The organism is Roseovarius maritimus (assembly GCF_043355895.2).
Lineage (GTDB): Bacteria > Pseudomonadota > Alphaproteobacteria > Rhodobacterales > Rhodobacteraceae > Roseovarius > Roseovarius maritimus.
Window position 1 is genome coordinate 38623 of the sequence record NZ_JBHFPF020000004.1, and the last position, 26956, is coordinate 65578.

The window sequence follows — 26956 nt, forward strand, 5'->3', positions numbered from 1 at the left end:
CGCGTCTAAGACGGGTCAGCGCCTCAGAACTTTGCCAGCTGCTCGATGGCCTCATCGATCGGGTAGTGGTGGTTGCCCACGAAAAGGCCGCGCGTGTCGAGGTAATCGGCATTGGGCAGATCGCCGTGAATGTCGAAATCGAAATGCTTGACGATTTCCTTGCGCGCGAAATTGCCTGCCACGATTGGGCGGCATTCGAACCCTGCGGCCTCGAGGCCCCGCACCACATCGGTGCGGCTCATCTCCAGATCGGAACGCAGGATCAGGCTGAAGCCGAACCAGCTGCTCTCGCCGATCTCGCGTTGGATGCGGAACTTGGGATGGTCCTGCATCGCCGCGACGAAGGCATCGCCATTGCGCCGGCGCCCGGCGATCAGCCCGTCCAGTTTGGCCAGCTGCGCGATCCCCAGCGCGCCCGACATTTCCAGCGGGCGCAGGTTGTAACCTGGCAGCACGAAGCGGAAGCTCTCCTCGAAGGCGTCGTCGCTTTTCGTGCCGGTGACGTGGTTCTCTTTCGGCAGGTTGCGCGTCCAGCCATGCGCGCGCAGGCTGAGCATGACGTGGTAAAGCTCCTCATCGTCGGTCACGACGACGCCGCCCTCCATGGTTGAGATATGGTGCGAAAAGAAGGTCGAGAAGCTGCCCATGACACCGAATGTGCCGCATTGCTTACCGCCGAAACGCGCGCCCATCGACTCGCAGTTATCCTCGATCATGGCGATGCCGCGCCCTTCGGTGATCCGGGCGATAGCGTCGAAATCATTGGGGTTGCCCAGAAGGTTCACGACCATCAGCGCGCGGGTGCGGTCCGTGACGGCATCCGCCAGCGCGTCCAGATCGTAGTTGAGCGTCCCGGCATCGACATCCACGAATTTCAGCTTCAGCCCGTATTGATGCAGCGGGTAATAGGTGGTCGACCAACTGACGGCGGGCACGATCACTTCGTCGCCGGGCTTCAGCCGCAGATCGGGATTCGACGTATAGGCCAGCGCTGCAACCATCAACAGGTTGGCGGAGGAGCCGGAATTGACCATCACTGCGTGATTGCTGCCGAAATGCGCGGCAAAGCGGCGCTCGAACTCGGCCACCTCGGCGCCCATGGTGAAGCGGTCGGAGGCGATGACGCGCTGCAGCGCGTCCTGCTCGGCCTGATCCCAGGAGGAGGTGGCAAGGGGGAAACGCGCGCTCATTGGGACAGCCTTTCGAGGTAGAATTGATAGGTCGCGGCCATGCCGGCCTGCAGATCGGTTTGCGGGGTCCAGCCCCAGTCGGTCTGGCGCGTGGTATCGCACAGCTTGCGCTTCATGCCGACCGGTTTGGTCAGATCGTGTTCGAAGGTGCCGGCCCAGCCGATGACTTCGGCGGCGGCGGCGTAATAATCGTTCACCGAATGGTCCGCGCCCACACCGACATTCATCAAGTCCGGCAGCGCGTACACATCCGCCGCTGCGCGCAGAACGGCATCGGCAAGGTCCCCGGAATACATGAACTCGCGCCGGGCGGTGCCGTCGCCCCAGATCTCGGCTGTGTCGTGACCCGCCACCTTGGCCGCGTGAATCTTCGCAATCACCGCAGGCACCATATGCGAGGCAGCGGCGTCGAAACTGTCATGACGTCCGTAGAGATTGCACGGGATAAGCGACTTGTACTGCATCTCCGGCGTCTCTGCGCGGATGTATTGGCAGAGGCGCAGGGCCATGATTTTGGCCAGCGCGTAACCCTCGTTCGTTGGCTCCAGCGGGCCGGTCAGCACCATCTCTTCGGCCAGCGGACCCTGCGCCTCGCGCGGGTAGATGCAGGTGGAGGCAAGGTTGAGAAGGCGCGGCACACCGGCCGCGCGCGCGCCCATGATGACGCTCCGCCCTATGGCGGTGTTGATGTCGAGGAAGGCGACGGGATTGGCCATGTTGGCCTGGATGCCGCCTACGCGGCCCGCCGCATGCACCACGATATCAGGCGCATGCCGCGCGATGTAATCCGCCGTAGCGGCGCTATCGGTCAGGTCCAGTTCGGCGCTCGTCGGCGCCAGGATCTCCCACTCGGCGGCGCGGGCATGCTCGCGGATATTGCTGCCAACCATGCCGCGCCCACCGGTCAGCAGCATGCGGCCACGATGCGGTGCCTCGCTCATTCGCGGAACCCCTGCGCGCCGTCATAGCCATGCGCGGTCAGCAGCGCGTGGCGGCGGGCCGCGCTCAGATCGGCTTCGACCATTTCGGCGCACATCTCGCGCGCGGTGATCTCGGGCACCCAGCCCAGCTTGGCCTTGGCCCTGGACGGATCGCCGAGCAATGTCTCGACCTCGGCGGGGCGGAAATAGCGCGGATCGATCCGCATGATGACCTGGCCCGGTTTGACATGGGGGGCCTTGTCGCCCTCCACCTGCTCGACCATCGCCACCTCATCCACTCCCTTGCCTTCAAAGGCCAGCGTGATGCCCAGATCGGCGGCCGCCCAGGTGATGAAGTCGCGCACCGAATGCTGCACGCCGGTGGCGATCACGAAATCCTCGGGCGTGTCCTGCTGCAGCATCATCCACTGCATGCGCACGTAATCGCGGGCATGGCCCCAGTCGCGCAAACTGTCGATATTACCCATGTAGAGCATGTCATCGAGACCTTGCGCGACATTGGCCAAGCCCCGCGTGATCTTGCGCGTGACGAACGTCTCGCCCCGGCGCGGGCTCTCGTGATTGAAGAGAATGCCGTTGCACGCATACATGCCATAGGCCTCGCGGTAGTTCACCGCGATCCAGTACGCATAGAGCTTTGCCACGCCATAGGGCGAGCGCGGGTGGAAAGGCGTCGTCTCGCTCTGCGGGGTTTCCTGCACCAAACCATAAAGTTCGGAGGTGGAGGCCTGATAGAAGCGGCAGGTCTTCTCCATCCCCAGAAAACGCATGGCTTCAAGCAGGCGCAGCGTGCCGATCGCATCAACATCGGCGGTATATTCTGGTGCCTCGAAACTGACGGCCACATGGCTTTGCGCGCCGAGGTTGTAGATCTCGTCTGGCTGGATCTCCGACAGAAGGCGCGTGAGGTTCGAGCTGTCGGTCAGGTCGCCGTAATGCAGGCGAAAGCGTGGCTTGTCGTGGATATCCTCGAAAAGGTGATCGACACGCTGGGTGTTGAAGGACGAGGCCCGGCGTTTGAGCCCATGCACTTCATAGCCCTTGTCCAGAAGAAATTCGACCAGATAAGAGCCGTCCTGACCCGTCGTGCCGGTGATAAAGGCCTTTTTCATCAAGGTCTCCGTTTGATTTCACATGGGCCAGCAATCAGAAACACCCTGATTTTCGCCATTCGAATAGGACACTTGATGAGGCCATGCAAGGCGGCAGGGGGTCGGGGCGACCAACTGGTCACTTACGCGCATAGACGTCCTCATAACGGATGATGTCGTCCTCGCCCAGATAGCTGCCGGTCTGCACCTCGATCAGCACCATCGGCAGTTTGCCCGGGTTCTCCATGCGGTGCATCGCCCCGAGGGGGATATAGATCGACTGGTTCTCGCCCAAGAGGCTGACCTCCTCGCCAACGGTGACGCGCGCGGTGCCCTCGACAACCACCCAATGCTCGGAGCGGTGATGATGGCTCTGCAGGCTGAGGCTGGCGCCCGGATTGACCACGATCCGCTTGACCTGGAAGCGCCCACCAAGCGCAAGGCACTCGTACCAGCCCCAGGGGCGATAGTCGCGGGGCAGTTGCACGGCCTGGCTTGCGCCGCGTGCCTTGAGGGCGACGACCGCTTCCTTGACGCGCTGCGCCTCGGATTTGTGCGCGACGAGCACGGCATCGTTCATGGCGATGGCGATGACGTCCTTCAGCCCGATCCCGACAAGCTCGACATCCGCGCTTTCGGAACGCAGGAGAGAATCCTCGCAGGCAATCGCGGTGGCGTGGTCCGAGCAGACATTGCCCTGATCGTCCGGCCCCGATTCAAGCCAGACGGCATCCCAGCCACCCAGATCGGACCAGCTGGCGGCATAGGGCATCACGGCAAGGTTCTGCGCCTTCTCCATGATCGCGTAGTCGATCGAGATATCGTCGGCGCCCGCCCAGGGCTGGGCGGCGAGGCGGGTGAAGCCCAGATCGACATCGGCCCCGGCCAGCGCCGCGCGCACGGCGCTCAGCATTTCTGGTGCATGGGCCTCGTAGGCGGTGATGATGGCTTTGGCGGAGCTAAGGAAGATGCCGGCATTCCAGAGGAAATTTCCCGCGTCCAGCATGGCCTGTGCGCGCGTCTCGTTGGGCTTTTCAACAAATCGGGCCAGCGATTGCGGGCTGGCCGCGCCCGTATCCGCACCGGCGGCCAGTTCCAGATAGCCATAGCCCGTCTCGGGCCGGGTGGGCGCGATGCCAAAGGTCACCAGATCGCCCGACAGCGCGCGCGGAGCGGCCGCCGTGATCGCTGCGCGGAACGCATCCGCATCGGGGATGACGTGATCCGACGGCGCGACCAGCATCAGCGCCTCCGCATCCCGCTCGGCCAGCCAGAGCGCGGCGGCGAGGACAGCGGGCGCGGTGTTGCGGCCCTCGGGCTCGATCAGGATGCCTTGGGGTGCCTCGCCGATCTGGGCCAACTGTTCGGTCACGATGAAGCGGAAGGGATCACCCGTCACGATCAGCGGCGCGGCGAATCCATCGCCCGACAGCCGACGTGCCGAAGCCTGGAAGAGGCTCTCGTCCCCCATAAGACGTGCGAATTGCTTGGGGTAGGATTTGCGCGACAGGGGCCACAGGCGCGTGCCGGAGCCGCCGCAGAGAAGGACAGGGTTGATCATTCTTCTTCCATTCATTCCGAAACCGGCCTTGGATCGGCGCAAGCGTTTGACTTCGTCCTAGATCACGGCTCTTGCCTGTGCTCGGTTTAACAAAATTGCCTGCCAGAAGCGAAGGCCTTGTCAAAGCTCTAGCGCCATGTGCGCTAAAGATCATCCAATTTGCACATCGCACCTGGTCTGGCCTGTCTTCCGCCGTTCCTCTAGAGTGCCGCCACGCCCCATGTCGCAGCTTCGAAAGTCTTGCCATGCGCTCCTTGCCCGTGACCGATCCCTCGCCCGAACACCGGGCCAGCAGCGTGTCGGCTGCCCGAAAGGTGCTGGAGATCGAGGCCGAAGCGCTGCGATACATGTCCGAAAACCTGCCGACGGATTTTGCATCGGCGGTCGAGACGGTGATGGCCTGCAAGGGGCGCGTTATCGTCTCGGGTATCGGCAAGTCGGGCCATATCGGGCGCAAGATCGCGGCGACCCTCGCCTCGACCGGCACGCCCGCTTATTTCGTCCACGCGACCGAGGCGAGCCATGGCGATCTGGGCATGATCGGCCCCGAGGATGTGTGCATCCTGATCTCGAACTCGGGCGAGACGGCAGAGCTGCGCGATATCGTCTATCATACGCAGCGGTTCACCATCCCGATGATCGGCATTTCCTCGAATGATACCAGCACGCTGATGAAGGCGGCCGACCACCGCCTGACCTTGCCCAAATGCCCCGAGGCTTGCCCCATCGGCCTGGCCCCGACCACCTCGACCACGCTGACGCTGGCCTTGGGCGATGCGCTGGCCGTGACCTTGATGGAGCGGCGCGGCTTTGCGCCAAAGGATTTTGGCGTCTACCATCCGGGCGGCAAGCTGGGCGCGCAGATGCGCAGCGTCGCCGACCTGATGCATTCCGGCGACGCGCTGCCCGTACTGGAGGAGGATGCGCCGATGGCCGATGTGCTGCTGGCCATGACCTCCAAGGGTTTTGGCGTCTGCATCCTGACGCGCGGCGGCATTATCAGCGGCGTGATCACCGATGGCGATTTGCGCCGCAACATGGAGGGGTTGATGGAGCGCCGTGCTTGCGACGTTTCGACCAAGCAGCCGCTCAGCGTCGCCCCCGATTGCTCGGCGCCCGAGGCGTTGGCCCTTCTGAACAGCCGCGCGCTGACGGTGCTGATTGTGGCGGATGCGGACATGCGGCCCGTCGGCGTTCTGCACCTGCATGACCTTCTGCGCGCGGGTGTCGTCTAGAAGGCCAGAGGGCCAAAGCCGATCAGCAAGTAGACCACAACGAGGATCGCGAGGTAGGGCAGCACCGCGCGCGTGATCCGCTCAATCGGCAGGCCCGCCGTGGTCGAGGCGACGAAGAGGTTGATCGCGACCGGCGGCGTCACCATCCCGATGGCAAGGCCGACCACGATGATGATCCCGAAATGCACCGTCCCAAGGCCCAGTTGCAGCGCCAGTGGCAACAGCATGGGCGTGAGGATCACGAGGGCAGAGGCGGTTTCCAGAAAGACGCCGGTGACGAGGATGATCAGCATGATCACCAGCAGCAGCATGTAGAGGTTGCTGGTCAGGGCCAGCGCGTAATCCGCGATCGCCCCCGGTACCTGCCAACTGCTCAGCGCCCAGCTGAGCACCGACGACGCCGAGATGACGAACATGATCACCGCCGTCGTCACGCCCGCGCGGATGACAATCTGGTAGAGCTGCGCGAAGGTCAGGTCACGGTACACGAAAAGCGAGATGAGGATGGCGTAATTCACCGCGACCACGGCCGCCTCGGAGGGAGTGAAGATGCCCGAGAAGATGCCGCCAAGGATGATCAGTGGCGCCATCAGCCCCCAGATCGCCGAGGCCAGCGTGCGCCAGATGGTGCGCAGGCTGAATGCGGTGCCGCGCGGATAGGCGCGGCGGTGGCCCTGGATCAGCGCCACGATGATCAGGCCGACGCCCATGGCGATGCCGGGAATGATCCCGCTGAGAAAGAGGCGCGCGACCGATTCCTGTGCAATGACAGCGTAGATGATCATCGGCACCGAGGGCGGGATGACCACGCCGATCGTGCCCGACGCGGCGATCAGCGACGCGGCGGCGGCCGGATCATAGCCCTTGCGCTTCAGCTCGGGGACAAGGCTGGCACCGACCGCAGCGGTCGTGGCCGCGCCCGAGCCGGAGATGGCGGCAAAGAACATGCCCGCCAGCACCGACACGATGGAAAGCCCGCCCTTGATGAAGCCGAACATGGCATCGGCAAAGGCCACCAAGCGCTTGGAAATCTCGCCCTGCGCCATCACGTCGCCGGCCAGAACGAACATCGGCACGGCTACCAGCGCAAAGCTGTTGATGCCCGAGAACATCTGCTGGGGCACCACCATCAAGGGCACGCCCGAGAGGTTCAGCGCGCCCATCGTGGCCGCGCCGATCACGACGGCGATGGGGATGCCCATTAGCAGGAAAAGGATGAAAAGGCCGGCAAGGACGAGGCTCATGTCACTGAACCTCGGGCAGGTCGGGCGCATCGTCGCGCAGCGGCAGGCCCGCGATCACGCGCAGAAGGTCGATCACCGACAGCGTCGCCATCAGGGCGCCGGCAATGGGCATGACGGCGTAGACATAGCTCATCGGCAGGCGCAGCGAGGGCGATTTCTGAAAGCTCTGGACGTTCATATAGCGGATGCCGATCACCGTGAGGGCGATCAGAAACGCGAGGCTGACCAGCAGGGCCGCGCCGGTGACGATGCGGCGCGCGGGTCCGGGCAGGCTATGGCGCAGCATGGCAACGGCCAGGTGACGCCCCTGCTGCCATGCGAGGGCCGCGCCCAGAAAGGTGATCCAGATCAGCAGGAAGCGCGCGACCTCCTCGGTCCAGGCGACCGAGGTGAAGAATACGCGCGAGACGATCTGCAGGGTGATGACGCCGGTCAGCGCCATCATCCCGGCAAAGACGACGGGCTTGAGAACGGCGCCCAGAAATCGGTCGATCCCTCCCAAGCCCGTCATCATATTACTTCAGCGCCTCCTGGATGCGCGGCAGGTAGTCACCGAACTTGGCGCCGTATTTCTCGTAGACGGGCTTCACCTTCTCGGCAAAGACGCTGAGATCGGCACTGTCGTTGATGACCATGCCCGCATCGCGCAGCTCCTGAAGTTGCGTTTCCTGCTGCTCGGCGTTCAGGGCGCGCTCATACTCTGCGGCCTCCTGCGCGGCGTCATCGATGATGGTCTGCGCTTCGGGCGACAGTTTTTCCCACACCGGCAGGCCCATGACGAAGATTGCGGGCGCATAGGCGTGGCGCGTCATGGTCATGTTGGTCTGCGTCTCGTTCAGCTTGAACGAATGGACCACGTTCACCGGGTTTTCCTGCCCGTCGATCGTGCCTTGCTGCATCGCGGTCAGCGCCTCGGTCCAGGCCATCGGGATGGCGTCGGCGCCCAGTTCGCGGAAGGTGTCGATATAGACGGGGTTTTCCATGACGCGGATACGCATGCCTTCCATGTCGGCGGGGCTGGCGACGGGGCGCTCGGAATTGGTCAGGTTGCGAAAGCCGCGCTCGGCATAGGCGAGGCCCTTGAGGTTGACCTCAGAAAGACGATCCAGCAGCTCCTGCCCGATCTCGCCATCCAGCACCTTGTAGGCTGCCTCGTTCGACGGAAAGAGGAAGGGCAGCTCGAACACCGCGATCTCCTCGAGGAAGTTCGACACGGGGCCGTTGGTGATCACGCCCATGTCGACGGTGCCGATCTGCATGCCTTCCAGCAGCGTGCGCTCATCGCCCAGCGAGGCGTTGGGGAAAATCTCGACTTCGATCGCGCCGTCTGAGCGTTCGGCCACCAGTTCCTGAAACTTGACGGCGGCGGCGTGAAAGCCATCCTGCTCGTTCACGACATGCGCGAGGCGCAGTTTGACCGGCTCGATCTCGGCGGCGGCGGGCAGGGCGCCCGCAGCGGCGGCGATGATCGCGGCGGCGGCAATTTTGAACAGGTTTTTCATCGGATTCCTCCCAAATGATCATGTGACGCGCGGTTATGGCGTGATCGCCGCGCCAGATGCAAGGGCAGGAGGAGGGAACGGGAAGGCACTGATTCCGCGCCGAGGCGTCAGGACCGCATCTGCGGCGAGATGGCATTCGCGGTGTCTTGCAGCCACGGCAGAATCTCGTGCCGGATGCGCTCGTCGGTCCAGTGATGCGCCGAAACCGAGCAATGAACCGCCGCCCACGCGCGCCCGTCGGGACCGCGAATCGCGCAGGCGATGCCGATCTCGTTGAGGATCATCTGGCCATGCGTGATGGCATGGCCCGCCTTCCGCGCAACGGCGATCTGATCGGCGATGGCGCCGCGGTCCATGGTGGTCTGGGGCGTATGTGCGTCCAGCGGCCAGCCATAGATTGCCGCGTCCGATTCCGCCTTGGGGAAGGTGGCAAGGATGGCCTGCCCGGCCGAGGTGCTGAGCGCGGGCACCCGCCGCCCCGGCACCGAGGCTGCAAAGATCGTTCGCGTGCAGGGCAGGCGGGCGGCATAGATGATATGCGTGCCCGAAAGTTCGGCCAGGTTCACCGTCTCGCCCAGTCGCTGCGACAGGTCAATCAGCTTGGGCATGGCGCGCGCGATCAGGGGATCGGACCAGTAATAGGCATAGGCCAGTCGCAGCCACGCATGGGACGGGCGATAGCGCCGCGTGACCGGATCCTTGTCCAGCATCCCTTCGAGGTGGAGCGTGTTGGCCAGTCTCTGAACTGCGCTCTTGTCGAGGCCGGTCAGCCGGGCCAGCCCGGCGAGGGACAGCTCGGTATGGGTCTCGTCAAATGCGTGGAGCAAACGCAGACCCTTGGCGAGAGAACTGACAAAAAGCGTATTCTGTTTGGTCTTGGTCATCAAATCTCGCGTCTGCGTAACGGTTTAGCGAATAATCTGTAAATTGGCGCTTGATTTCCCTGCGGGTGCGGGTTTCAAATAATTACATCGTGATCTACCGTATCACTATATGATATTTGCATTTTTGCAACGGAAAACGAAACACCGCGAAATCATGCGGCAGGGAGAACAGCAAATGAGAGCCACGTTTTTGAAATCCACCGCGCTTGCCATGGCGCTGACAGTGGGCGCCGGCGGCGCCGCGATGGCCGACAAGGCGAACGATACGCTGAGCGTCGCCTTCACCAAGGAGCTGGAGAATGTCGACAGCTTCTTCAACTCGTCGCGAGAAGGCGTGGTGATGCAGCGCGCCGTCTGGGATGGCCTGATCTACCGCGATCCCGAGACCAACGAGTACAAGGGCAATCTGGCCACCGAGTGGGAATGGATCGACGACAAGACGCTGGAATTCAAACTGCGCGAGGGCGTCAAATTCCACGACGGCTCGGATTTCACCGCCGATGACGTGGTCGCAACGGTCAATTTCGTCGCCAAGGAGGAAAGCGGCGTCAAGACGCAGCGCAACGTGAACTGGATGGACTCGGCCGAGAAGATCGACGATTACACCGTCCGGATTACCACCAAGGACGTATTTCCTGCGGCCATCGAGTTTCTGTCCGGCCCCGTCTCGATGTACCCTTCGGACTATTACGAAGAGGTCGGGCCATCGGGCATGGGCCTCAAACCCGTGGGCACCGGCCCCTACAAGGTGACCGAGGTTGAGCCGGGCCAGCATTTCGTGCTGGAGAAATACGAGGACTACCACGACAGCCCCAAGGGCCAGCCGACCATCACCAATATCGACATCCGCACCATTCCTGACGTCAATACCCAGCTGGCCGAGCTTTTCTCTGGCTCGCTGGACCTGATCTGGCAGGTGCCGGCGGATCAGGCCGAAAAGATGGCCGAGATGGATGATCGTTTCACCGTGCTGAACGAGTCGACCATGCGTGTCGGATATCTGTCGATGGATGCCGCGGGCCGGTCCAGCATGGACCCCAATCCCTTCACCGACCTCAAGGTGCGGCAGGCCGTCAACCATGCGATCGACCGCCAGGCGCTGGTCGACAACCTGCTCAAGGGCAAGTCCAAGGTCGTCTCGACCGCGTGCTTCCCCAGCCAGTTCGGCTGTGCGCAGGATGTGACCAGCTACGAGTATGACCCTGAAAAGGCCCGTGCGCTGCTGGCCGAGGCAGGGTATCCTGATGGCTTCAGCACTGAATTTTATGCCTATCGCGACCGTGAATATGCCGAGGCTGTGACCAGCTATCTGAACGCGGTCGGTATCCAGACCGAATTCAAGCTGCTGCAGTATTCCGCCCTGCGCGAGCTCAACATGAAAGGCGAAGTGCCTCTGGCATTCCTGACATGGGGCAGCTTCTCGGTGAACGACGCCTCGGCGATGGTCAGCCAGTTCTTCAAGCATGGCAGCCTCGATGATGCGCAGGACGACCAGGTGCTGGAGTTTCTGAACGTGGCCGACAGCTCGACCGACCCGGAAGAGCGCAAGGAGTTCTACCGCAAGGCGCTGCAGCGCATCGCGGATCAGGCCTATTGGGCGCCGATGTTCAGCTACAACACCAACTATGTGATGACCAAGGAGGTGGCCTACACCCCCACGGCGGACGAGGTGTTGCGCTTTACGGACATGACCTGGAACTGAACCTGATCATGGGCCCGGAGGATCCGTGCGATCCTCCGGGCCTTTGCGTTTTCGAAATCAAACCAATCGCAAAACCGGCAGGGAGATAGCGGCACATGCTGCCATTCATACTCAAGAGGCTGGGCCTTGCCCTTCTTGTGGCATTCACGGTCAGTTTCATCAGCTTTTCCTTGCTTTTCCTGTCGGGCGATCCGGCGGCGGCCCTCGCGGGCGAGACGGCGAGCGGCGAAGACATCGAAGCACTGCGCCGTCTCTATGGTTTTGATCGTCCCATGCTGGTGCAGTATGGCGAATGGCTGTGGAACGCGCTGCGGGGGGATTTCGGGGAAAGCTATTATTTCAAACTTCCCGTTGCCTCGTTGATCGGGGACCGGCTGTCGGTCACGATGACGCTGGGCGTCTGCGGGATTACCTTTGCGCTGCTGACAGCCGTGCCGCTGGGCGTGGCGGCGGCAATCCGGCCCAATTCGATCATCGACCGCGTGGCACTGTTCCTGTCCGTCGCGGGGCAGGCAATGCCCAGCTTCTGGTTCGGCCTGATCCTGATCGTGCTTTTCGGCATCACGCTGGGCTGGCTGCCACCATCGGGCGCCGATAGCTGGCGACATTTCATCATGCCGACAATCGTGCTGGGATATTACGCGATGCCCGCCATCATGCGCCTCACGCGCGCAGGCATGCTGGAAGTGCTGAACTCGGACTATATCCGCACCGCACGCGCCAAGGGCGCCGCCGAGGGGCGCGTCCTTTTCAAGCATGCGCTGCGCAACGCGATCATTCCGGTGGTAAGCCTCGCGGCCGTGCAGATGGGCTTCATGCTGGGCGGCTCGATCGTGGTCGAGTCGGTCTTTGCCTTGCATGGTGCCGGGTATCTGGCCTGGGAGAGCATCGCGCGCAACGACCTGCCGACCGTGCAGGCGTTGATCCTCATCTTTTCGATGTTCTACATCATCTTTACCTTCCTGGCCGACGTGCTGAACGCCTGGCTCGACCCCCGTATGAGGAGCTCGTGACATGGCGATGAACAAGACAACGATCAATCGCACGACCGATCCGCTGCTGGAAGAAATCCAGGGACCGACACCACGCCAGATCCTGCGTAAGCGGGTCGTGGGCCATACAGGCCTCATCTTTGGTCTCGGCGTCGTGCTTTTGCTGGTGATCGTCGCGATCCTCGCTCCGGTGCTGGCGCCGCACGATCCCTATCTGCAGGATCTGACGCAGCGCATGATCAAACCCGTCTTCATGGGCGGTACGTGGGAGCATCCGCTTGGCACGGATCATCTGGGACGTGACTATCTCTCGCGCCTGATCTACGGCGCGCGCGTGTCGCTGCTGATCGGCGCGGTTGCCGCGCTGATTTCAGGCGTGATCGGCACCGCGATGGGCGTCGCCGCCGGGTATTTCGGCGGCAAGGTGGATGCGGTCGTGACCTTCCTCATCAATGTGCGCCTTGCCATGCCGGTGGTGCTGGTTGCGCTGGCGGTGGTGGCCATCCTCGGTGGCTCGCTCCAGGTCGTGATCGGCGTGCTGGGCCTGCTGCTGTGGGACCGCTTCGCCGTGGTCATGCGCGCCTCGACGCTGCAGGTGCGCCGGCGCGAATACGTGGCCGCCGCGCAGGCGATCGGCGCCTCGACGCCGCGCGTGATCCTGTCGGAAATCATGCCGAACATCGTCAACAACCTGATCGTGATCGTCACGCTGGAAATGGCCCACGCGATTCTGCTGGAGGCGGCGCTGTCGTTCCTTGGCCTTGGCGTTCAGCCGCCCACGCCCAGCTGGGGCCTGATGGTCAGCGAGGGCAAGAACATGATGCTCTTCGAGCCTTGGCTGGTACTGATCCCGGGCGTTGTCCTCTTCGTGCTGGTGCTGGCGATCAACCTGATGGGCGACGGTCTGCGCGACGTCACCGCCCCCGAAAACCGGAGCTGACCTGATGAGCGACGCAAACGCCAAACCCCTCCTGTCGGTGCGGGGCCTCACGCTGGACATTCCTTTGGCTAGCGGGATGCTCCACGCCGTGCGCGGCATCGACTTCGATCTGCACCGGGGCGAGACGCTGTGCATCGTGGGCGAGAGCGGGTCGGGCAAATCCCTGACCTCACTGGCGATCATGGGCCTTCTCGACAAGAACATCCGCCGCTCGGCCGAGCGGATGGATTTTGACGGAACCGAGCTGACCAAGGCGTCGCGCCGTCAGATGCGCGCGCTGCGCGGCGACCGGATCGCGATGATCTTTCAGGAGCCGATGACATCGCTCAACCCGGCCTACACGATCGGCGACCAGCTGATCGAGGCGCTGCAACTGCACCGCAATGTCAGCCGCGATACCGCCCGCAAGCGCGCGGTCGAGCTGCTGGAGAAGGTTGGTATCACCGCGGCCGTCAGCCGTCTGAGCCAGTATCCCCACCAGCTGTCGGGTGGTCTGCGCCAGCGCGTCGTCATCGCGATGGCGCTGATGTGCGAGCCCGAGCTTATCATCGCGGACGAGCCGACGACGGCGCTCGACGTCACCATCCAGGCCCAGATCCTGCGCCTTCTGGTGGATCTCACCAAGGAAATGGACGTGGCCATGATTCTCATCACCCACGATCTGGGCGTCGTCGCCCGCGTCGCGGACAAGGTGGGCGTCATGTATGCGGGCGAGTTGGTGGAGTCTGGCCCGGCCAGCGATGTCTTCGGAAAGCCTCTACATCCCTATACGCGCGGCCTGCTGCGCTGCATCCCGCAGCCCGGCAAGACCGAGCGCGGGACCGAGCTGGGGACCATCCCCGGTATCGTGCCCTCGCTGGTGGGCGACGTGCAGGGCTGCGCCTTCCGCACCCGCTGTCCCCACGCGGTGGATGCCTGCCGCGATGCCATTCCCGAACGTGGCGAGCCGCCCCATCAATTCCTGTGCGTGCACCCCGATGGCGCCCGCGCCGCCGAAGGAGAACCTGCATGAACGCCCCTGTTCTGGAGCTGCAAAACGTCGCCAAGACCTACCGCGTCAAGCAGGGCCTCTTTGGCAAGGCCAAACCCCTGACCGCCGTCAATAACGTGTCGCTGACGCTGGGCCGGGGCGAGGTTCTGGGCCTTGTCGGCGAGTCCGGCTGTGGCAAGTCCACGCTGGCCAAGATCCTTCTGGGCCTTGAGATGCCCACATCGGGTAAGGTGCTGGTCGATGGCGAGGAGATCGGCGGTCAGGATCGCCTCGCGCTGGCGCGGCGGATCCAGCCGATCTTTCAGGATCCCTATTCGTCGCTGAATCCGCGCAAGACAATTGCCGATATCGTCTCGCTGCCCTTGCGCGTGCACGGTATCGGCGACGCCGCCAGCCGCGCGAAATCCGTGCGCGAGACGCTGGATCTGGTCGGCTTGCCCGCGCGCGTGCTGAACACCTATCCCAGCCAGATGTCGGGCGGCCAGCGCCAGCGCGTCGCCATCGCGCGCGCCCTGATCATGCACCCAGAAATCGTCATCTGCGACGAGCCGACATCGGCGCTGGACGTGTCGGTGCAAAGTCAGATCCTGAACCTGCTGAACGATCTGCGCGCCGAATTCGGGCTGACCTATCTCTTCATCAGCCACGATCTGGCGGTGGTTGAACACCTCGCCACTCGCGTCGCCGTCATGTATCTGGGCCGCATCGTCGAGGAGGCGCCGGTGGGAGGGCTTTTCGATGCGCCGCGCCATCCCTATGCGCGCGCGCTGCTCAACTCGGTGCTGACGCCGGACCCGTCACAAGGCGTGCCAGACACGCAGTTGGGCGCGGCCTATCCGAACCCGATCGCGCCGCCCTCTGGCTGTCATTTCCACCCGCGCTGCCCCTTTGCCGAGGACGAGTGCAAGACCAAGGCGCCGCGCCCCGTTCCGCGCGATGGCGGCCTCGTGGAGTGCCACCTGCATGACCCGGAAAGCAAGATGTACCGCCCCGATTTCACTGTCTGACCTGCAAAGGAAAATGCCCATGGCCTCGTCCCTGTCGCGCACGGCGCACACAAGCAAGACCGTCATCAAGACACAGGGCGGCGTCGTCGCCTCGCAGCATCGCCTTGCCGCCGAGGCAGGGGCTGAGGTTCTGAGGGCAGGGGGCGATGCGGTCGATGCCGCCATCGCGACCTCTTTTGTCGTCGGCGTGCTCGAGCCGTGGATGAGCGGTCCGGCCGGTGGCGGCGCCATGATGCTGTGGCGCGCGGGCGAGGAAAAGGCTGTGGCGGTGAACCACGGCATGCGTTCGCCCAAGGGGCTGCGTGTCGAGGATTATCCGCTTTCGGGCCGCGGCGTCGCCAGCGATCTTTTCCCGTGGGAGCATGTGACAGGCGACGTCAACGTGCAGGGTGCCAAGGCCATTGCCGTGCCAGGCGTCGTCGACGGGCTGGGGCAGGTGCATGAGGCTTATGGTCGGATGCAATGGGCCGATCTGCTGGCCCCCGCGATCGCCCATGCCAAGCAGGGAATGCTGGTAGACTGGTACGCGGCGCTGGTCATCGCCTCGGCCACCCGCGCGCTGGCCGAGGATGCGGATGCCGCCGCGATGTTCCTTGAGGACGGACAATGGCCGATCATCTCGGGTTGGACCGCGCTGGCCGAGAAGCGTCTCGATCAGAGCCGCATGGCCGAGAGCCTTGGCATTATCGCGAAGGACGGTGCTCGTGCGCTTTATGATGGAGATCTGGGCGCGGCGCTGGCAAAGGACGTGCAGGACAAGGGCGGGTTTCTCGCGCATGACGATCTGCGCAGCTATCGCGCACAGATGCAGGCACCGCTGAGCATGACCTACCGCGATGCGCGGTTTCACTTGGTGGACGGGCTGACCGCCGGGCCGACCTTTGCCCATGCGATGGGTGATCTTGAAACCCGCGACCTTGGCTCCAAGCCCGACGCGTTTGCGGCTTATGCCGAGGCGCTGAACGGCGCCTATGCCGCGCGGCTGGGCACGATGGGCGACACCGGGGAGTCCCCCGAGGCGCCCGGCTGCACCACGCATTTTTCGGTCGTTGACCGCGACGGCAACATGGTCAGCCAGACGCAAACGCTGCTCTCGATCTTTGGCAGCCGGGTCGTGTCGCCCTCAACGGGTTTCCTGATGAACAACGGGATCATGTGGTTCGACCCGGTGCAGGGGCGCCCCAACTCGCTGGGTCCAGACAAACGGTGTCTGATGAATGTCTGCCCGGTGCTGGGAGAGCAGGGCGATCGCCGCTTTGCTTTTGGCGCGTCGGGGGGCCGCAAGATCGTCTCGGCCATGACACAGATGGCGTCCTTCGTCACCGATTTCGGCATGGACATCGAAGAGACGTTCCACCATCCGCGCATCGACGTCTCGGGCGGGCCCAAGGTGGTCGCCGATGAGGCGCATGAGCCTGAGGTGCTGGACCGACTGCGCGAAGGCAATGACGTGGTCACAGCCCCGCGCACCGTCTTTCCCTTCGCCTTCGCCTGCCCTGCCGGAGTCATGCGCGACGGCGACATCAACACCGGCTGCACCGAGATCATGTCGCCCTGGGGCGACGCCGCGCTTGAAAAAGGGGACACCAGCCAATGAGCCGCGAAACCGCGATAGACACCGTCACCACCTACTTCGACAACGGCGCTTTCAAGTCCGAACTGGCCGATCTGGTCGGCTACCGCACCGAAAGCCAGAAGGAAGGCACCGGCCCCGAGTTGACCCGCTATCTGGCTGAGGCGATGCAGCCCCGGCTGGAAGAGATGGGCTTCGAGTGCGAGATCATCGACAATCCAGATCCGCGCGGCGGCCCCCTTCTGATCGGTGAACGGCGCGAGGGCGATGATCTACCGACCGTTCTGACCTACGGCCATGGTGACGTGATCCGCGCGCAGGAGGGCATGTGGCGCGAGGGGCTGCAGCCGTTCGAGCTGATCGAGGAGGGTGATCGCCTTTATGGGCGCGGCACGGCCGACAACAAGGGCCAGCATCTGATCAACATCGCCGCGCTCGAGGCGGTTCTGGACGCGCGCGGCAGCCTCGGCTTCAACACCCGCATCGTGCTGGAGATGAGCGAGGAGGTCGGCTCGAGCGGTCTGGCCGAGGTTTTTCATAGCCACAAGGACCGGCTGACCGCCGACGTGCTGATCGCCTCGGACGGGCCGCGCCTGCAACCCGAGGTGCCGACCGTCTTCATGGGCTCGCGCGGCGGCGTGACCTTCGATCTCAAGCTGAATCTGCGCGATGGCGCGCATCACTCGGGTAACTGGGGCGGTCTTCTGGCCGACCCGGCCATGATCCTTGCACATGCACTGGCCTCGATCACCGACAGGCGCGGACAGATCCAGATTCCCGAATGGCGTCCGGACAGCCTGACGGATGATGTGCGCGCCGCGCTGGACGGGCTGCCCGTGACGGGTGGCGACGGCCCCGAGGTGAACGAGGATTGGGGCGAAGAAAGCCTGACCCCCGCCGAGCGTGTCTATGGCTGGAACAGCTTTGCCGTGCTGGCGATGACCAGCGGCGTTCCCGAGGCGCCTGTCAACGCCATTTCCGCCTCCGCGCGCGCTACCTGCCAGCTGCGCTATGTTGTCGGCACCGATCCCGAGGACATCATCCCCGCGTTGCGCCGCCACCTTGACAAGCACGGATACCAGCAGATCGAGATCGTGCCCCATGATCGCGGTTTCTTTGCTGCGACCCGGCTGGATCCGAAACACCCGTGGGTGCAGTTCGTCACCCGCTCGATCGAGCAGACGGCGGGCCAGCCGCCCCACGTGCTGCCCAACCTCGCTGGATCGCTCCCGAATGACAGCTTTGCCGATATCCTCGGGCTGCCCACGGTCTGGGTGCCGCATTCTTATCGCGGCTGCTCGCAACACGCGCCGAACGAGCATGTGTTGAAACCCCTTAGCCGTGATGCGCTGCGGGTGATGGCGGGCATTTTCTGGGACATTGGCGCGGGCAATACCCCGGCGGCATAGACGCGCGCCATCTGGCTAAGCCGGATATGGCGCGCTAGTCTGCCACCCATGTTCGGGCGCATGTCACAGATTTCGGCGGGATGGCGGCTGGCCCTGCAACTGGGCTTGGCTGCCGTCGTGCTGGCCACGTTGGTCTGGCCGCGGGTCGAGCGGTATTTCCTGCACGATGCCGCCGCTCAGAACCGCGTGACGCTGCAACTGGTCAGCGACGGCCTGCGCGCCGCGCTGGACCGTTACGCGCCCCTGCCGCATCTGATCGCCGCGCGCCCCGAACTGGCCGAGCTCTTGCGCAATCCGGACGACGCCGGCACGGCCGAGATGGTCAATGATCTGCTCTTGAATACGGCCATTTCCGTCACGGCCTCGGATGTCTACCTGATGGACATGGAGGGGCTGACGCTGGCCGCCAGTTCATATCGCAAGGAGCGCTCGTTTGTCGGGCGAAATTTCGGCTTCCGCCCCTATTTCACCCAAGCCGCGGCGGGCGGGCTGGGGCGATACTTCGCGTTCGGGATCACATCGGGCGAACGTGGGTATTTCTTTGCCGCACCGGTCCGGGACGGGCCGTATATTCTGGGCGTTGTGGCGGTCAAGTTCACGGTCGAGGCGTTCGAACACGGCTGGCGGGCGGCGTCGTCCGATGTCATGGTAACCGATCCGGCTGGCATCATCTTCATGGCCAGCCGCCCGGATTGGCGCATGCGGGCCAGCGTGCCGCTGACGCCCCGCGGGCTCAGCGTGATCCACGCCAACCAGCAATATCCGGCGGATCGGCTGGCCCTTCTCGATATCAGAACGCGTTCGGAAAAGGGCGTCGACCTGGAGGTGATCGACGGGACGGAGTACATCGCGTCCTCCGGCGATGCGCTGGCCAGTGCGGGATGGACCGTCACGTCGCTGCGCCGCGCCGCGCCCGCGCGGCTGCAGGCGGCGACAGTCTTTGCCGCCATCGCGCTGCTGGCGGTGCTGACGATCTGCATCGTCGCCTATCTGCGCCACCGCGCCGCGCAGCGCGTGCAGGTGCACAAGATGCTGGAGCAGCGCGTGGAGCAGCGCACATCCGCCCTGCGCCACGAGGTCGAGGAGCGCCGCCGCACCGAGGAGAAGCTGCGCCGCACGCAGGCGGACCTTGTGCAGGCGGGCAAGCTGTCGGCGCTGGGCCAGATGTCGGCGGCGCTGAGCCACGAGTTCAACCAGCCACTTCAGGCGGTCAAGGCCTATGCCGAAAACGCGCAAACCTTCCTCGACCGGGGCGAGACGGGCGAGGTGCGCGACAATATCGGGCGGATCAGCCGCATGGCCGACCGCATGGCCGCCATCTCGCGGCACTTGCGCAACTTCGCCCGCCGGCCCGGTGAGGCGATCGGCCCGGTGCCACTGAATCTTGTGATCGACGACGCGCTCGCGGTCAGCGCGCCCAAGCTGAAGGCGAGCGAGGTGACGCTGGTCTACACGCCCGCCGAGGCTGCGCCCTGGGTGATCGGCGGTCATGTTCGATTGCAGCAGGTGCTGGTGAACCTGATCTCGAACGCCGTCGATGCGATGGCGGGGCGCGGAGTGCTGCGCATCGCCGTTGCGCGGCACGGGGGTGGCTGGCGTGTGACGGTGCGCGATGACGGGTCTGGCCTGCCCGAAGGCGCGGCCGAGCAGATGTTCGACCCGTTCTTCACCACCAAGCCGATGGGGCAGGGCCTAGGGCTGGGCCTCAGCATTTCCTACAATATCGTGCGGGACTTCGGCGGCATGCTCTGGGGCGAGAGCCTCCCTGAGGGGGGCGCGATTTTCGGCGTTGATCTTATCGCAGCCGAGGCGCCCGCGCAGGAGGCAGCCGAATGACCGACGAGGTGCTGTTCGTCGATGACGAGGAGGAACTGCGGTTTTCCGCGGCCCAGACGCTCAAACTGGCGGGGCTGAGCGCCTCGGCGGTGGGCGAGGCCGAGCTGGCGCTTGCGCGGCTGGCGCGCGATTTTCCGGGCGTTCTGATCACCGACATCCGCATGCCCGGCATGGACGGCATGACGCTGATGCGCCGCGCGCTCGAGATCGACCCGGCGCTGCCGGTCATCATCGTGACCGGCAACGGCGATGTTGAACTGGCCGTTCAGGCGATGCGGGACGGGGCCTATGATTTCCTCGAGAAGCCCTATGATCCGGCGCATCTGGTGCAGGTGGTGCGGCGCGCGCTCGACAAACGTCGCCTGACGCTGGAGAACCGCGCCCTGCGCAACCAGGTGGGCGGCCGCGACGTGATCGAGGCGCGGCTGATTGGGCGTTCGGACGTGATGGTGCGCCTGCGCGAACAAGTTCGCGCCGTTGCCGCGACCGAGGCCGACGTGCTGATCACCGGCGAGACGGGGACTGGCAAGGAGGTGATCGCACGCGCGCTGCATCGTGCCTCGGCCCGGCAGGGCAAGCCCTTCGTTCATATCAACTGCGCCGCGCTGCCCCGCGATCTGGTCGAGATCGAGCTCTTTGGCCATGTCGCCGGCGCCTTCGCCGGCGCGCATCGCACGCGGTATGGCAAGCTGGAGCATGGGCGGGGCGGCACCGTTTTCCTTGACGAGATCGACAGCCTCGATACCGGCGTGCAGGCCAAGTTCCTGCAGGCGATCCAGAGCAGGCAGATCACGCCATTGGGCTCGAACGATCCGATCGATCTGGATGTGCGCTTTGTCGCAGCGTCCAAGGACCGGTTGGAAGATGCGGTGGAGGAGGGGCGTTTTCGCAGTGATCTCTTCTATCGGCTCAATGTCGTGACCCTGCGCGCGCCGCCCCTCCGGGAACGGCGTCCGGACATTCCGCTGCTCTTCGTGCATCTCGTGGGCGAGGCGGCGGCCCGCTACAAGCGACCTGCGCCCGAGGTGGAGCCTGCGACACTGGCCGAGGCCTCCGCGCGAGACTGGTCCGGCAATGTGCGCGAACTGCGCAATGCCGCCGACCGCTTCGTTCTGGGCCTGCCTGCCGAGGAGCTGCCAGCGGCCGAGAGCAACGTCTCCGGGTCGTTGCCCGCGCAGGTCGCAGCGCATGAGCGCGCGCTGATCGCAGCTGCGCTCGGGGCCAATGGCGGCGCGCTGAAACCGACTTATGAGGCACTGGGGATCAGCCGCAAGGCGCTCTATGAGAAGATGCAGAAGCATGGTTTGGACCGGGGCGAATTCACCTGAGCGCCCGCCGAGCGGTGCCGGAATGTGTGCCAATCGACACGCCGCATGGCGCCAATGTCCCCTTTTCGACCCATCGCGGGTCAATTTCTGCTACGCTGCGGTCATCTGCCCGCTCATTCCGCTTGCTGCGCGCCTCTGCGCTCCGATCTAGTCGCGCATGGTCGCGGCACCGGGAGGGGGCTGCGCATATCTCATGGACCTAAGGGAGAGAGACATGAAATTCACCGCAATTCTTGCATCCACCACGCTCATGGCCGCGGGCGCGGCTTTCGCGCAGGATGTCGACAAGTCCGATTGGCCCAGCAGCTTTACCGTCGGCACAGCCAGCCAGGGCGGCACGTATTTCGCGTATGGCTCGGGCTGGGCGAACCTGGTGGCCGAAGAGCTGGGCCTGACCGGCGGCGGCGAAGTCACGGGCGGGCCGATGCAGAACATGGCGCTGGTCCACACCGGCGAGGCCGCGTTCGGCATGACCACGATGGGCCCGGCGGCGGAATCGCTGGCAGGCACCAACCCCATCGCCCCCGGCCTTGAGATGACGCAGGCCTGCGCGATGTTCCCGATGTACCAGACGCCCTTCTCGGTAACGGCGCTGGCGTCTTCGGGCATCACCGCGGTCAGCGAAATCCCGGATGGCGCCAAGATCGGTTTTGGTCCCGCAGGGTCCACATCGGATACCTATTTCCCGCGCATGATGGACACGCTGGGCGTGAATTACGAGCGCCGTAACGGCGGGTGGAGCGATCTGGGCGGTCAGCTTCAGGATGGCCTTCTGGACGTCATAGCCTTCGCCGCCGGCGTGCCCGTGCCTGCCGTCAGCCAGCTGGAAGTGCAGACCGACGTGAACATCATCGAGTTCACCGAGGAAGAGCAGGCACAGCTGCTGGAAGCCTTTCCCGTGTCGGATTTCTCGATCAAGGCAAGCACTTACAGCACCCTCGAAAAGGACGCGCGCTCGGTCTCGATGTGGAACTTCGCCATCGCGAATTGCGATTTGCCCGCGTCCTTCGTCAATGCGGCTGTCGATGTAGTGATGTCGGATAACGAGCGCATGACCGGCATCCACAAGGCCGCCGGGTCCACGCTGCCCGAGAACTGGGACAAGAACAAAGTCCTCAAGTGGCACCCCGGTGCCGCCGCGTGGTTCAAGGAAAACGCGGGCGCGGATATCCCCGATGACATGATCTACGGCAACTGACGCTGGCAGATCGACAGGATGCCGCCCCTCCACCGGGGGCGGCATGCCATTCTTGCGTGCCGCGTTTGCGGCTGCAAAACTCCGGGGAGGGGGTTCCATGTCAGACCAACGCAGCACCGAAGCCGAAGAGATCGATCCGCAGGGGCCCATCGTCGTCGAGGGAGTCGATGATGAGCCGATCGAGAGCAACCGGCGTATATTCGCGGGGCAGGGCTATTTGATCGTTGCGGCCATGTCGGCGATCTATGCGTTTTTCCACGTCGCGGCGCTGAACGGTCTGTCGATTTACGAATGGACCGGCATCAATGTGCCGCTTCTGCCGACCTTTCCGATGGAGACCTGGAATTTCCGGATCGTACATATTGCCGGCGCGCTGATCCTTGGTTTCACGCTCTATTCTGCGCGCGGATTTCTGGAGGAGGGGCGTGGCGGGTCCGCGCGCCATCCGCTCGACATACTGGCCGCCGTCGCGATGGTGCCGGCTCTCTATGCCATCTGGACGGCCTTCAGCATCGCCAACCAGATCGCCAGCGGCGTGATGTGGAACGGGATGAGCGCCGAGTTCAAGTCTCAGGAAATCTATCACTACGGCCTGCCGCTGATCGTCGCCACCGCCGCCGGGATCATCATCGGCGGGGTACGCGGCCGCGAGCGGGGGCAGGTGGCGATTGCCGATCTGCTGCTGTCGCTCTGCGCGGTCGCCGTTGCGGTCTACCTGATCACGATCTATGGCACGCTGATGCGCAACTCCACCGGCACGCCGTTTGCGCCCATCGGGATCAGCCTTGCCGCGGTGGCGGGCACCGCCCTGATCATGGAGATGACGCGCCGCGTCGCGGGCCTTGCCCTGATTGTGATCGCGGGCATTTTCCTGATCTATGTGTTCACGGGCGACATGCTTCCCGGCTTTCTGAATGCGCCCAACATCCAGTGGACGCGCTTCTTCAGCCAAGTCTATACCGATGCGGGTATCTTGGGGCCGACCACGGCGGTGTCCTCGACCTACATCATCCTCTTCATTATCTTCGCGGCCTTTCTGCAGGCGTCCAAGGTGGGCGACTATTTCGTCAACTTTGCCTTTGCCGCTGCCGGGCGCGCGCGCGGCGGTCCGGCCAAGGTGGCGATCTTTGCCTCCGGCCTCATGGGCATGATCAACGGCACCTCGGCGGGCAACGTGGTGGCCACCGGTTCGCTGACGATCCCGCTGATGAAGAAGGTCGGCTATCACAAGAAGACGGCGGGCGCGGTCGAGGCCGCGGCATCCACCGGCGGGCAGATCATGCCCCCCATCATGGGCGCGGGCGCCTTCATCATGGCCGAGATCACGGGCATTCCCTACACCGACATCGCCATCGCGGCGATCATCCCGGCCATCCTCTATTTCGTCTCGATCTACTTCATGGTCGATTTCGAGGCGGCCAAGCTGGGCATGCGCGGCATGCGCGAGGATGAGCTGCCGAAGTTCCGCGACATGGTGCGCCGCATATTCCTGTTCCTGCCCATCATCATCCTGATCTATGCGCTCTTCATGGGCTATTCGGTGATCCGGGCGGGCACGCTGGCAACGGCGGCGGCTGCGGTCGTGTCGTGGCTGACGCCCTACCGGATGGGGCTGCGCAGCATCGCACGTGCGTTCGAACTGGCCGGCATCATGTCGATCCAGATCATCGCGGTCTGCGCTTGTGCGGGCATCATAGTGGGCGTCATCAGCCTGACGGGCGTCGGCGCGCGCTTTTCCTCGGTGCTGCTGAACCTCGCGGATACCAGCCAGTTCATCGCGCTTTTCTTTGCGATGTGCATCTCGATCCTTCTGGGGATGGGGATGCCGACCACGGCGGCCTATGCGGTGGCTGCCTCGGTCGTCGCGCCGGGCCTCGTGCAGCTGGGCATTCCGCATCTGACGGCGCATTTCTTCGTCTTCTATTTTGCGGTGGTGTCGGCCATCACGCCCCCGGTGGCACTGGCCAGTTACGCGGCGGCGGGCATATCGGGCGCGAACCCGATGGAGACGTCGGTCGCCTCGTTCAAGATCGGCATCTCGGCCTTCATCGTGCCCTTCATGTTTTTCTACAACGGCGCGATCCTGATGGACGGGACATGGATTGAGGTGATCCGCGCGGGCGCGACGGCCATTTTCGGAGTGTTCCTCTTGTCTTCGGGGGTGCAGGGCTGGTTCGCGGGCGCGCGGGTGGCGTGGTTCATGCGTGTTGGGCTGGTTCTGGCCGCACTCTGCATGATCTCGGGCGGGCTGATTACGGATCTGGTCGGTATCGGCCTGACCGTGCTGCTTTATCTCGTGCAGCGCCGGTTCGCGCCTGCCGCAGATGCGCAGATTGCGGTGCGCGGCAGCGATTGACCCACGCCCGGCGCGCCGTGCACCGGAAGGGGGTGCATCGCCGGGAACCTGGCTATAGAAGGGGCGCGTGCCAAATGCGGCGCGCGCCCTATCTAATCACCGACACTTGCCGGAGCGTTCATGACCGTTACAGATACCCGCGCGCTGCGTGCTGCCTTTGGCCGGTTTGCCACCGGCGTCACAGTGCTGACCACCCGCGAGGCCGATGGCACGCCGCGCGGCTTTACGGCCAATTCCTTCAGCTCGGTATCGCTTGAGCCGCCCCTGGTGCTGGTCTGCATCGGGAACAACGCGCATAGCGGCCCCGCCTTTCGCGCGGCGCCGCATTTTGCGGTCAACATCCTCGGGGGCGCGCAAAAGGATATGGGCGTGCTCTTTGCCTCGCACCGCGATGACAAGTTCGCAAAGGCCGACTGGTATGCCGGCACCCATGACGTGCCGCTGCTGAACGGCACGCTCGCCACGCTGATCTGCGCGCAGCACAAGCTGGTGGAGGCCGGCGATCATGTGATCCTGATCGGCGAGGTTCTGGAAACCGCCATCAGTGATGGCCCCGCCCTCGGCTATCACCGGGGCGAGTTCATCACGATCTGAGTGCGGTCAGTAGGAGTATTCGCCGTAAATTCGGCTGAGATCGCCGTTCCACTCACCGTGATAACGATCCAGAAGCTCATCCGCGGGCGTCTGGCCTGACTGGATGCTTTCGCGCAGGGCGTTGAGGAAATGCGTCTCGTCCGGGATGAGGCCTTCGGCGCCGGGGCGCGCGCGGGCCTTTAGTCCGGCCTCGGAGATGTTCAGCACTTCCTGCGCCAGATCATGCATGTCGATCCCATCGGTCTTGGCTTGCAGCGCATCGACGCTGGCCGCGACGCGCAGGGCCTCGCGCTGCTCGGCGCTCCAACCCTTCACCAGATCCCATGCGGCATCAAGGCTGCCTGAGTCATACATGATGCCGGTCCAGAAGGCAGGCAGGGCGCAAAGGCGGCGCCACGGGCCGCCATCGGCGCCGCGCATCTCCATGAATTTCTTGATCCGCGCCTCGGGAAAGATGGTGGTCAGGTGATCGGCCCAGTCAGACAGGGTCGGCTTTTCGCCGGGTAGAGCGGGAAGCTCGCCGTGCAGGAAGTCGCGAAAGGACTGGCCCAGCGCGTCCACGTATTTGCCGTCGCGGTAGACGAAATACATCGGCACATCGAGCGCGTAATCCACATAACGCTCGAAGCCCATCCCATCCTCGAAGACGAAGGGCAGCATTCCGGTGCGGTCCGGATCGAGATCACGCCAGACGCGGCTACGCCAGGATTTGTGGCCGTTCGGCTTGCCCTCGAAGAAGGGCGAATTGGCGAAAAGCGCGGTCGCCACCGGCTGCAGCGCCAGCGCGACGCGAAATTTCTTGACCATGTCGGCCTCGGACGAAAAATCCAGATTAACCTGCACGGTGCAGGTGCGGCGCATCATGACCCGGCCCATCGTGCCGACCTTCTGCATGTAGCTGTCCATCAGCTTGTAGCGGCCCTTGGGCATGAGCGGCATGTCCTCATGCATCCATTCGGGCGCGGCCCCAAGGCCGATGAAGCCGACGCCGACGCGGTCGGCCACATCCTTGACCTCGCGCAGATGGCTGTTCACCTCATCGCAGGTGGCGTGGATCGTCTCAAGCGGGGCGCCCGAGAGCTCCAGCTGACCGCCCGGCTCAAGCGAGACATTCGCGCCGTCCTTTTCCAGCCCGATCAGGTTTCCGTCCTCGGTGACGGGCGCCCATCCATGCGCGTCGCGCAGACCCTCAAGCACGGCCAAAACGCTGCGCTCACCGTGATATGGGATAGGCTGGTGCGTGTCCTTGCAATAGCCGAACTTCTCGTGCTCGGTGCCGATGCGCCAGTCTTCCTTGGGCTTGTTTCCAGCCTCGAGATATTCGGCCAATTGGCTGTGGTTCTCGATCGGCCCGCCGCCGGATTGTGGAATGGACATTGGCA

General features: G+C 64.1%; 22 protein-coding genes. 13 read left to right on the forward strand and 9 right to left on the reverse strand.

Features of this window, described 5'->3' with window-relative positions:
- Positions 1-23: 23 nt before the first annotated feature.
- The 4 genes from ACEWPM_RS09775 to ACEWPM_RS09790 form a co-directional block, all read right to left on the reverse strand.
- Complete coding sequence (locus tag ACEWPM_RS09775; protein ID WP_393962186.1) at positions 24-1190, reverse strand: DegT/DnrJ/EryC1/StrS family aminotransferase; 1167 nt, start codon at positions 1188-1190, stop codon at positions 24-26.
- Complete coding sequence (locus tag ACEWPM_RS09780; RefSeq protein ID WP_393962185.1) at positions 1187-2131, reverse strand: GDP-L-fucose synthase family protein; 945 nt, start codon at positions 2129-2131, stop codon at positions 1187-1189. Before ACEWPM_RS09780 ends, ACEWPM_RS09775 begins: the two co-directional genes overlap by 4 nt.
- Positions 2128-3243 (reverse strand): GDP-mannose 4,6-dehydratase, encoded by a 1116-nt coding sequence (gene gmd / locus ACEWPM_RS09785; protein WP_393962184.1) that lies wholly within the window; start codon positions 3241-3243, stop codon positions 2128-2130. Before gmd ends, ACEWPM_RS09780 begins: the two co-directional genes overlap by 4 nt.
- Before the next feature lie 118 nt (positions 3244-3361).
- Positions 3362-4783 (reverse strand): mannose-1-phosphate guanylyltransferase/mannose-6-phosphate isomerase, encoded by a 1422-nt coding sequence (locus ACEWPM_RS09790; protein WP_393962183.1) that lies wholly within the window; start codon positions 4781-4783, stop codon positions 3362-3364.
- Positions 4784-5028: 245 nt separating this feature from the next.
- Here ACEWPM_RS09790 and ACEWPM_RS09795 point away from each other — a divergent pair, with 245 nt between their 5' ends.
- Entirely contained in the window at positions 5029-6018 is a 990-nt protein-coding gene (locus tag ACEWPM_RS09795) for a KpsF/GutQ family sugar-phosphate isomerase (protein ID WP_393962182.1), read from the forward strand.
- Here ACEWPM_RS09795 and ACEWPM_RS09800 read toward each other — a convergent pair.
- The 4 genes from ACEWPM_RS09800 to ACEWPM_RS09815 form a co-directional block, all read right to left on the reverse strand.
- Entirely contained in the window at positions 6015-7262 is a 1248-nt protein-coding gene (locus ACEWPM_RS09800) for a TRAP transporter large permease (RefSeq protein WP_393962181.1), read from the reverse strand. The two genes, ACEWPM_RS09795 and ACEWPM_RS09800, sit on opposite strands and share 4 nt — an antisense overlap.
- 1 nt (position 7263) lies before the next feature.
- On the reverse strand, positions 7264-7773 hold the full coding sequence (locus ACEWPM_RS09805; RefSeq protein WP_420768015.1) for a TRAP transporter small permease: 510 nt from the start codon (positions 7771-7773) through the stop codon (positions 7264-7266).
- A gap of 4 nt (positions 7774-7777) precedes the next feature.
- Positions 7778-8764 (reverse strand): TRAP transporter substrate-binding protein, encoded by a 987-nt coding sequence (locus tag ACEWPM_RS09810; RefSeq protein WP_393962179.1) that lies wholly within the window; start codon positions 8762-8764, stop codon positions 7778-7780.
- A 107-nt stretch (positions 8765-8871) separates the two neighbouring features.
- Complete coding sequence (locus ACEWPM_RS09815) at positions 8872-9648, reverse strand: IclR family transcriptional regulator (RefSeq protein ID WP_393962178.1); 777 nt, start codon at positions 9646-9648, stop codon at positions 8872-8874.
- Between the two features lie 211 nt (positions 9649-9859).
- Here ACEWPM_RS09815 and ACEWPM_RS09820 point away from each other — a divergent pair, with 211 nt between their 5' ends.
- The 12 genes from ACEWPM_RS09820 (at position 9860) to ACEWPM_RS09875 (ending at position 25574) form a co-directional block, all read left to right on the forward strand.
- Entirely contained in the window at positions 9860-11350 is a 1491-nt protein-coding gene (locus ACEWPM_RS09820; RefSeq protein WP_393962217.1) for an ABC transporter substrate-binding protein, read from the forward strand.
- Between the two features lie 95 nt (positions 11351-11445).
- A complete protein-coding gene (locus ACEWPM_RS09825; protein WP_393962177.1) occupies positions 11446-12363 on the forward strand; it encodes an ABC transporter permease in 918 nt (305 codons plus the stop codon).
- 22 nt (positions 12364-12385) lie between these two features.
- Entirely contained in the window at positions 12386-13282 is an 897-nt protein-coding gene (locus ACEWPM_RS09830) for an ABC transporter permease (protein ID WP_393962216.1), read from the forward strand.
- Between the two features lie 4 nt (positions 13283-13286).
- Positions 13287-14294 carry an ABC transporter ATP-binding protein gene (locus tag ACEWPM_RS09835; RefSeq protein WP_393962176.1) on the forward strand — a complete coding sequence of 336 codons (1008 nt, stop codon included), beginning with the start codon at positions 13287-13289 and terminating at the stop codon, positions 14292-14294.
- The gene (locus ACEWPM_RS09840; protein ID WP_393962175.1) at positions 14291-15280 is read left to right on the forward strand and encodes an ABC transporter ATP-binding protein; all 990 of its coding nucleotides are present in this window, start codon (positions 14291-14293) and stop codon (positions 15278-15280) included. The genes ACEWPM_RS09835 and ACEWPM_RS09840 overlap by 4 nt, the downstream gene beginning before the upstream one ends.
- A 19-nt stretch (positions 15281-15299) precedes the next feature.
- The gene (locus ACEWPM_RS09845; RefSeq protein ID WP_393962174.1) at positions 15300-16877 is read left to right on the forward strand and encodes a gamma-glutamyltransferase; all 1578 of its coding nucleotides are present in this window, start codon (positions 15300-15302) and stop codon (positions 16875-16877) included.
- Positions 16874-18262 carry a M20 family metallopeptidase gene (locus tag ACEWPM_RS09850; RefSeq protein WP_393962173.1) on the forward strand — a complete coding sequence of 463 codons (1389 nt, stop codon included), beginning with the start codon at positions 16874-16876 and terminating at the stop codon, positions 18260-18262. The genes ACEWPM_RS09845 and ACEWPM_RS09850 overlap by 4 nt, the downstream gene beginning before the upstream one ends.
- A gap of 60 nt (positions 18263-18322) precedes the next feature.
- Positions 18323-20098, forward strand: coding sequence for an ATP-binding protein (locus ACEWPM_RS09855; RefSeq protein WP_393962172.1), 1776 nt, complete (start codon positions 18323-18325; stop codon positions 20096-20098).
- Positions 20095-21426, forward strand: coding sequence for a sigma-54-dependent transcriptional regulator (locus tag ACEWPM_RS09860; protein WP_393962171.1), 1332 nt, complete (start codon positions 20095-20097; stop codon positions 21424-21426). The genes ACEWPM_RS09855 and ACEWPM_RS09860 overlap by 4 nt, the downstream gene beginning before the upstream one ends.
- Positions 21427-21640: 214 nt before the next feature.
- A complete protein-coding gene (locus ACEWPM_RS09865) occupies positions 21641-22624 on the forward strand; it encodes a TAXI family TRAP transporter solute-binding subunit (RefSeq protein ID WP_393962170.1) in 984 nt (327 codons plus the stop codon).
- 97 nt (positions 22625-22721) lie between these two features.
- Positions 22722-24980 carry a TRAP transporter permease gene (locus ACEWPM_RS09870; protein ID WP_393962169.1) on the forward strand — a complete coding sequence of 753 codons (2259 nt, stop codon included), beginning with the start codon at positions 22722-22724 and terminating at the stop codon, positions 24978-24980.
- A 120-nt stretch (positions 24981-25100) separates the two neighbouring features.
- On the forward strand, positions 25101-25574 hold the full coding sequence (locus ACEWPM_RS09875; protein ID WP_393962168.1) for a flavin reductase family protein: 474 nt from the start codon (positions 25101-25103) through the stop codon (positions 25572-25574).
- A 6-nt stretch (positions 25575-25580) separates the two neighbouring features.
- Here the strand turns inward: ACEWPM_RS09875 and ACEWPM_RS09880 are convergent, their stop codons facing one another.
- Positions 25581-26951 (reverse strand): glutamate--cysteine ligase, encoded by a 1371-nt coding sequence (locus tag ACEWPM_RS09880; RefSeq protein WP_393962167.1) that lies wholly within the window; start codon positions 26949-26951, stop codon positions 25581-25583.
- Between the last annotated feature and the right edge of the window lie 5 nt (positions 26952-26956).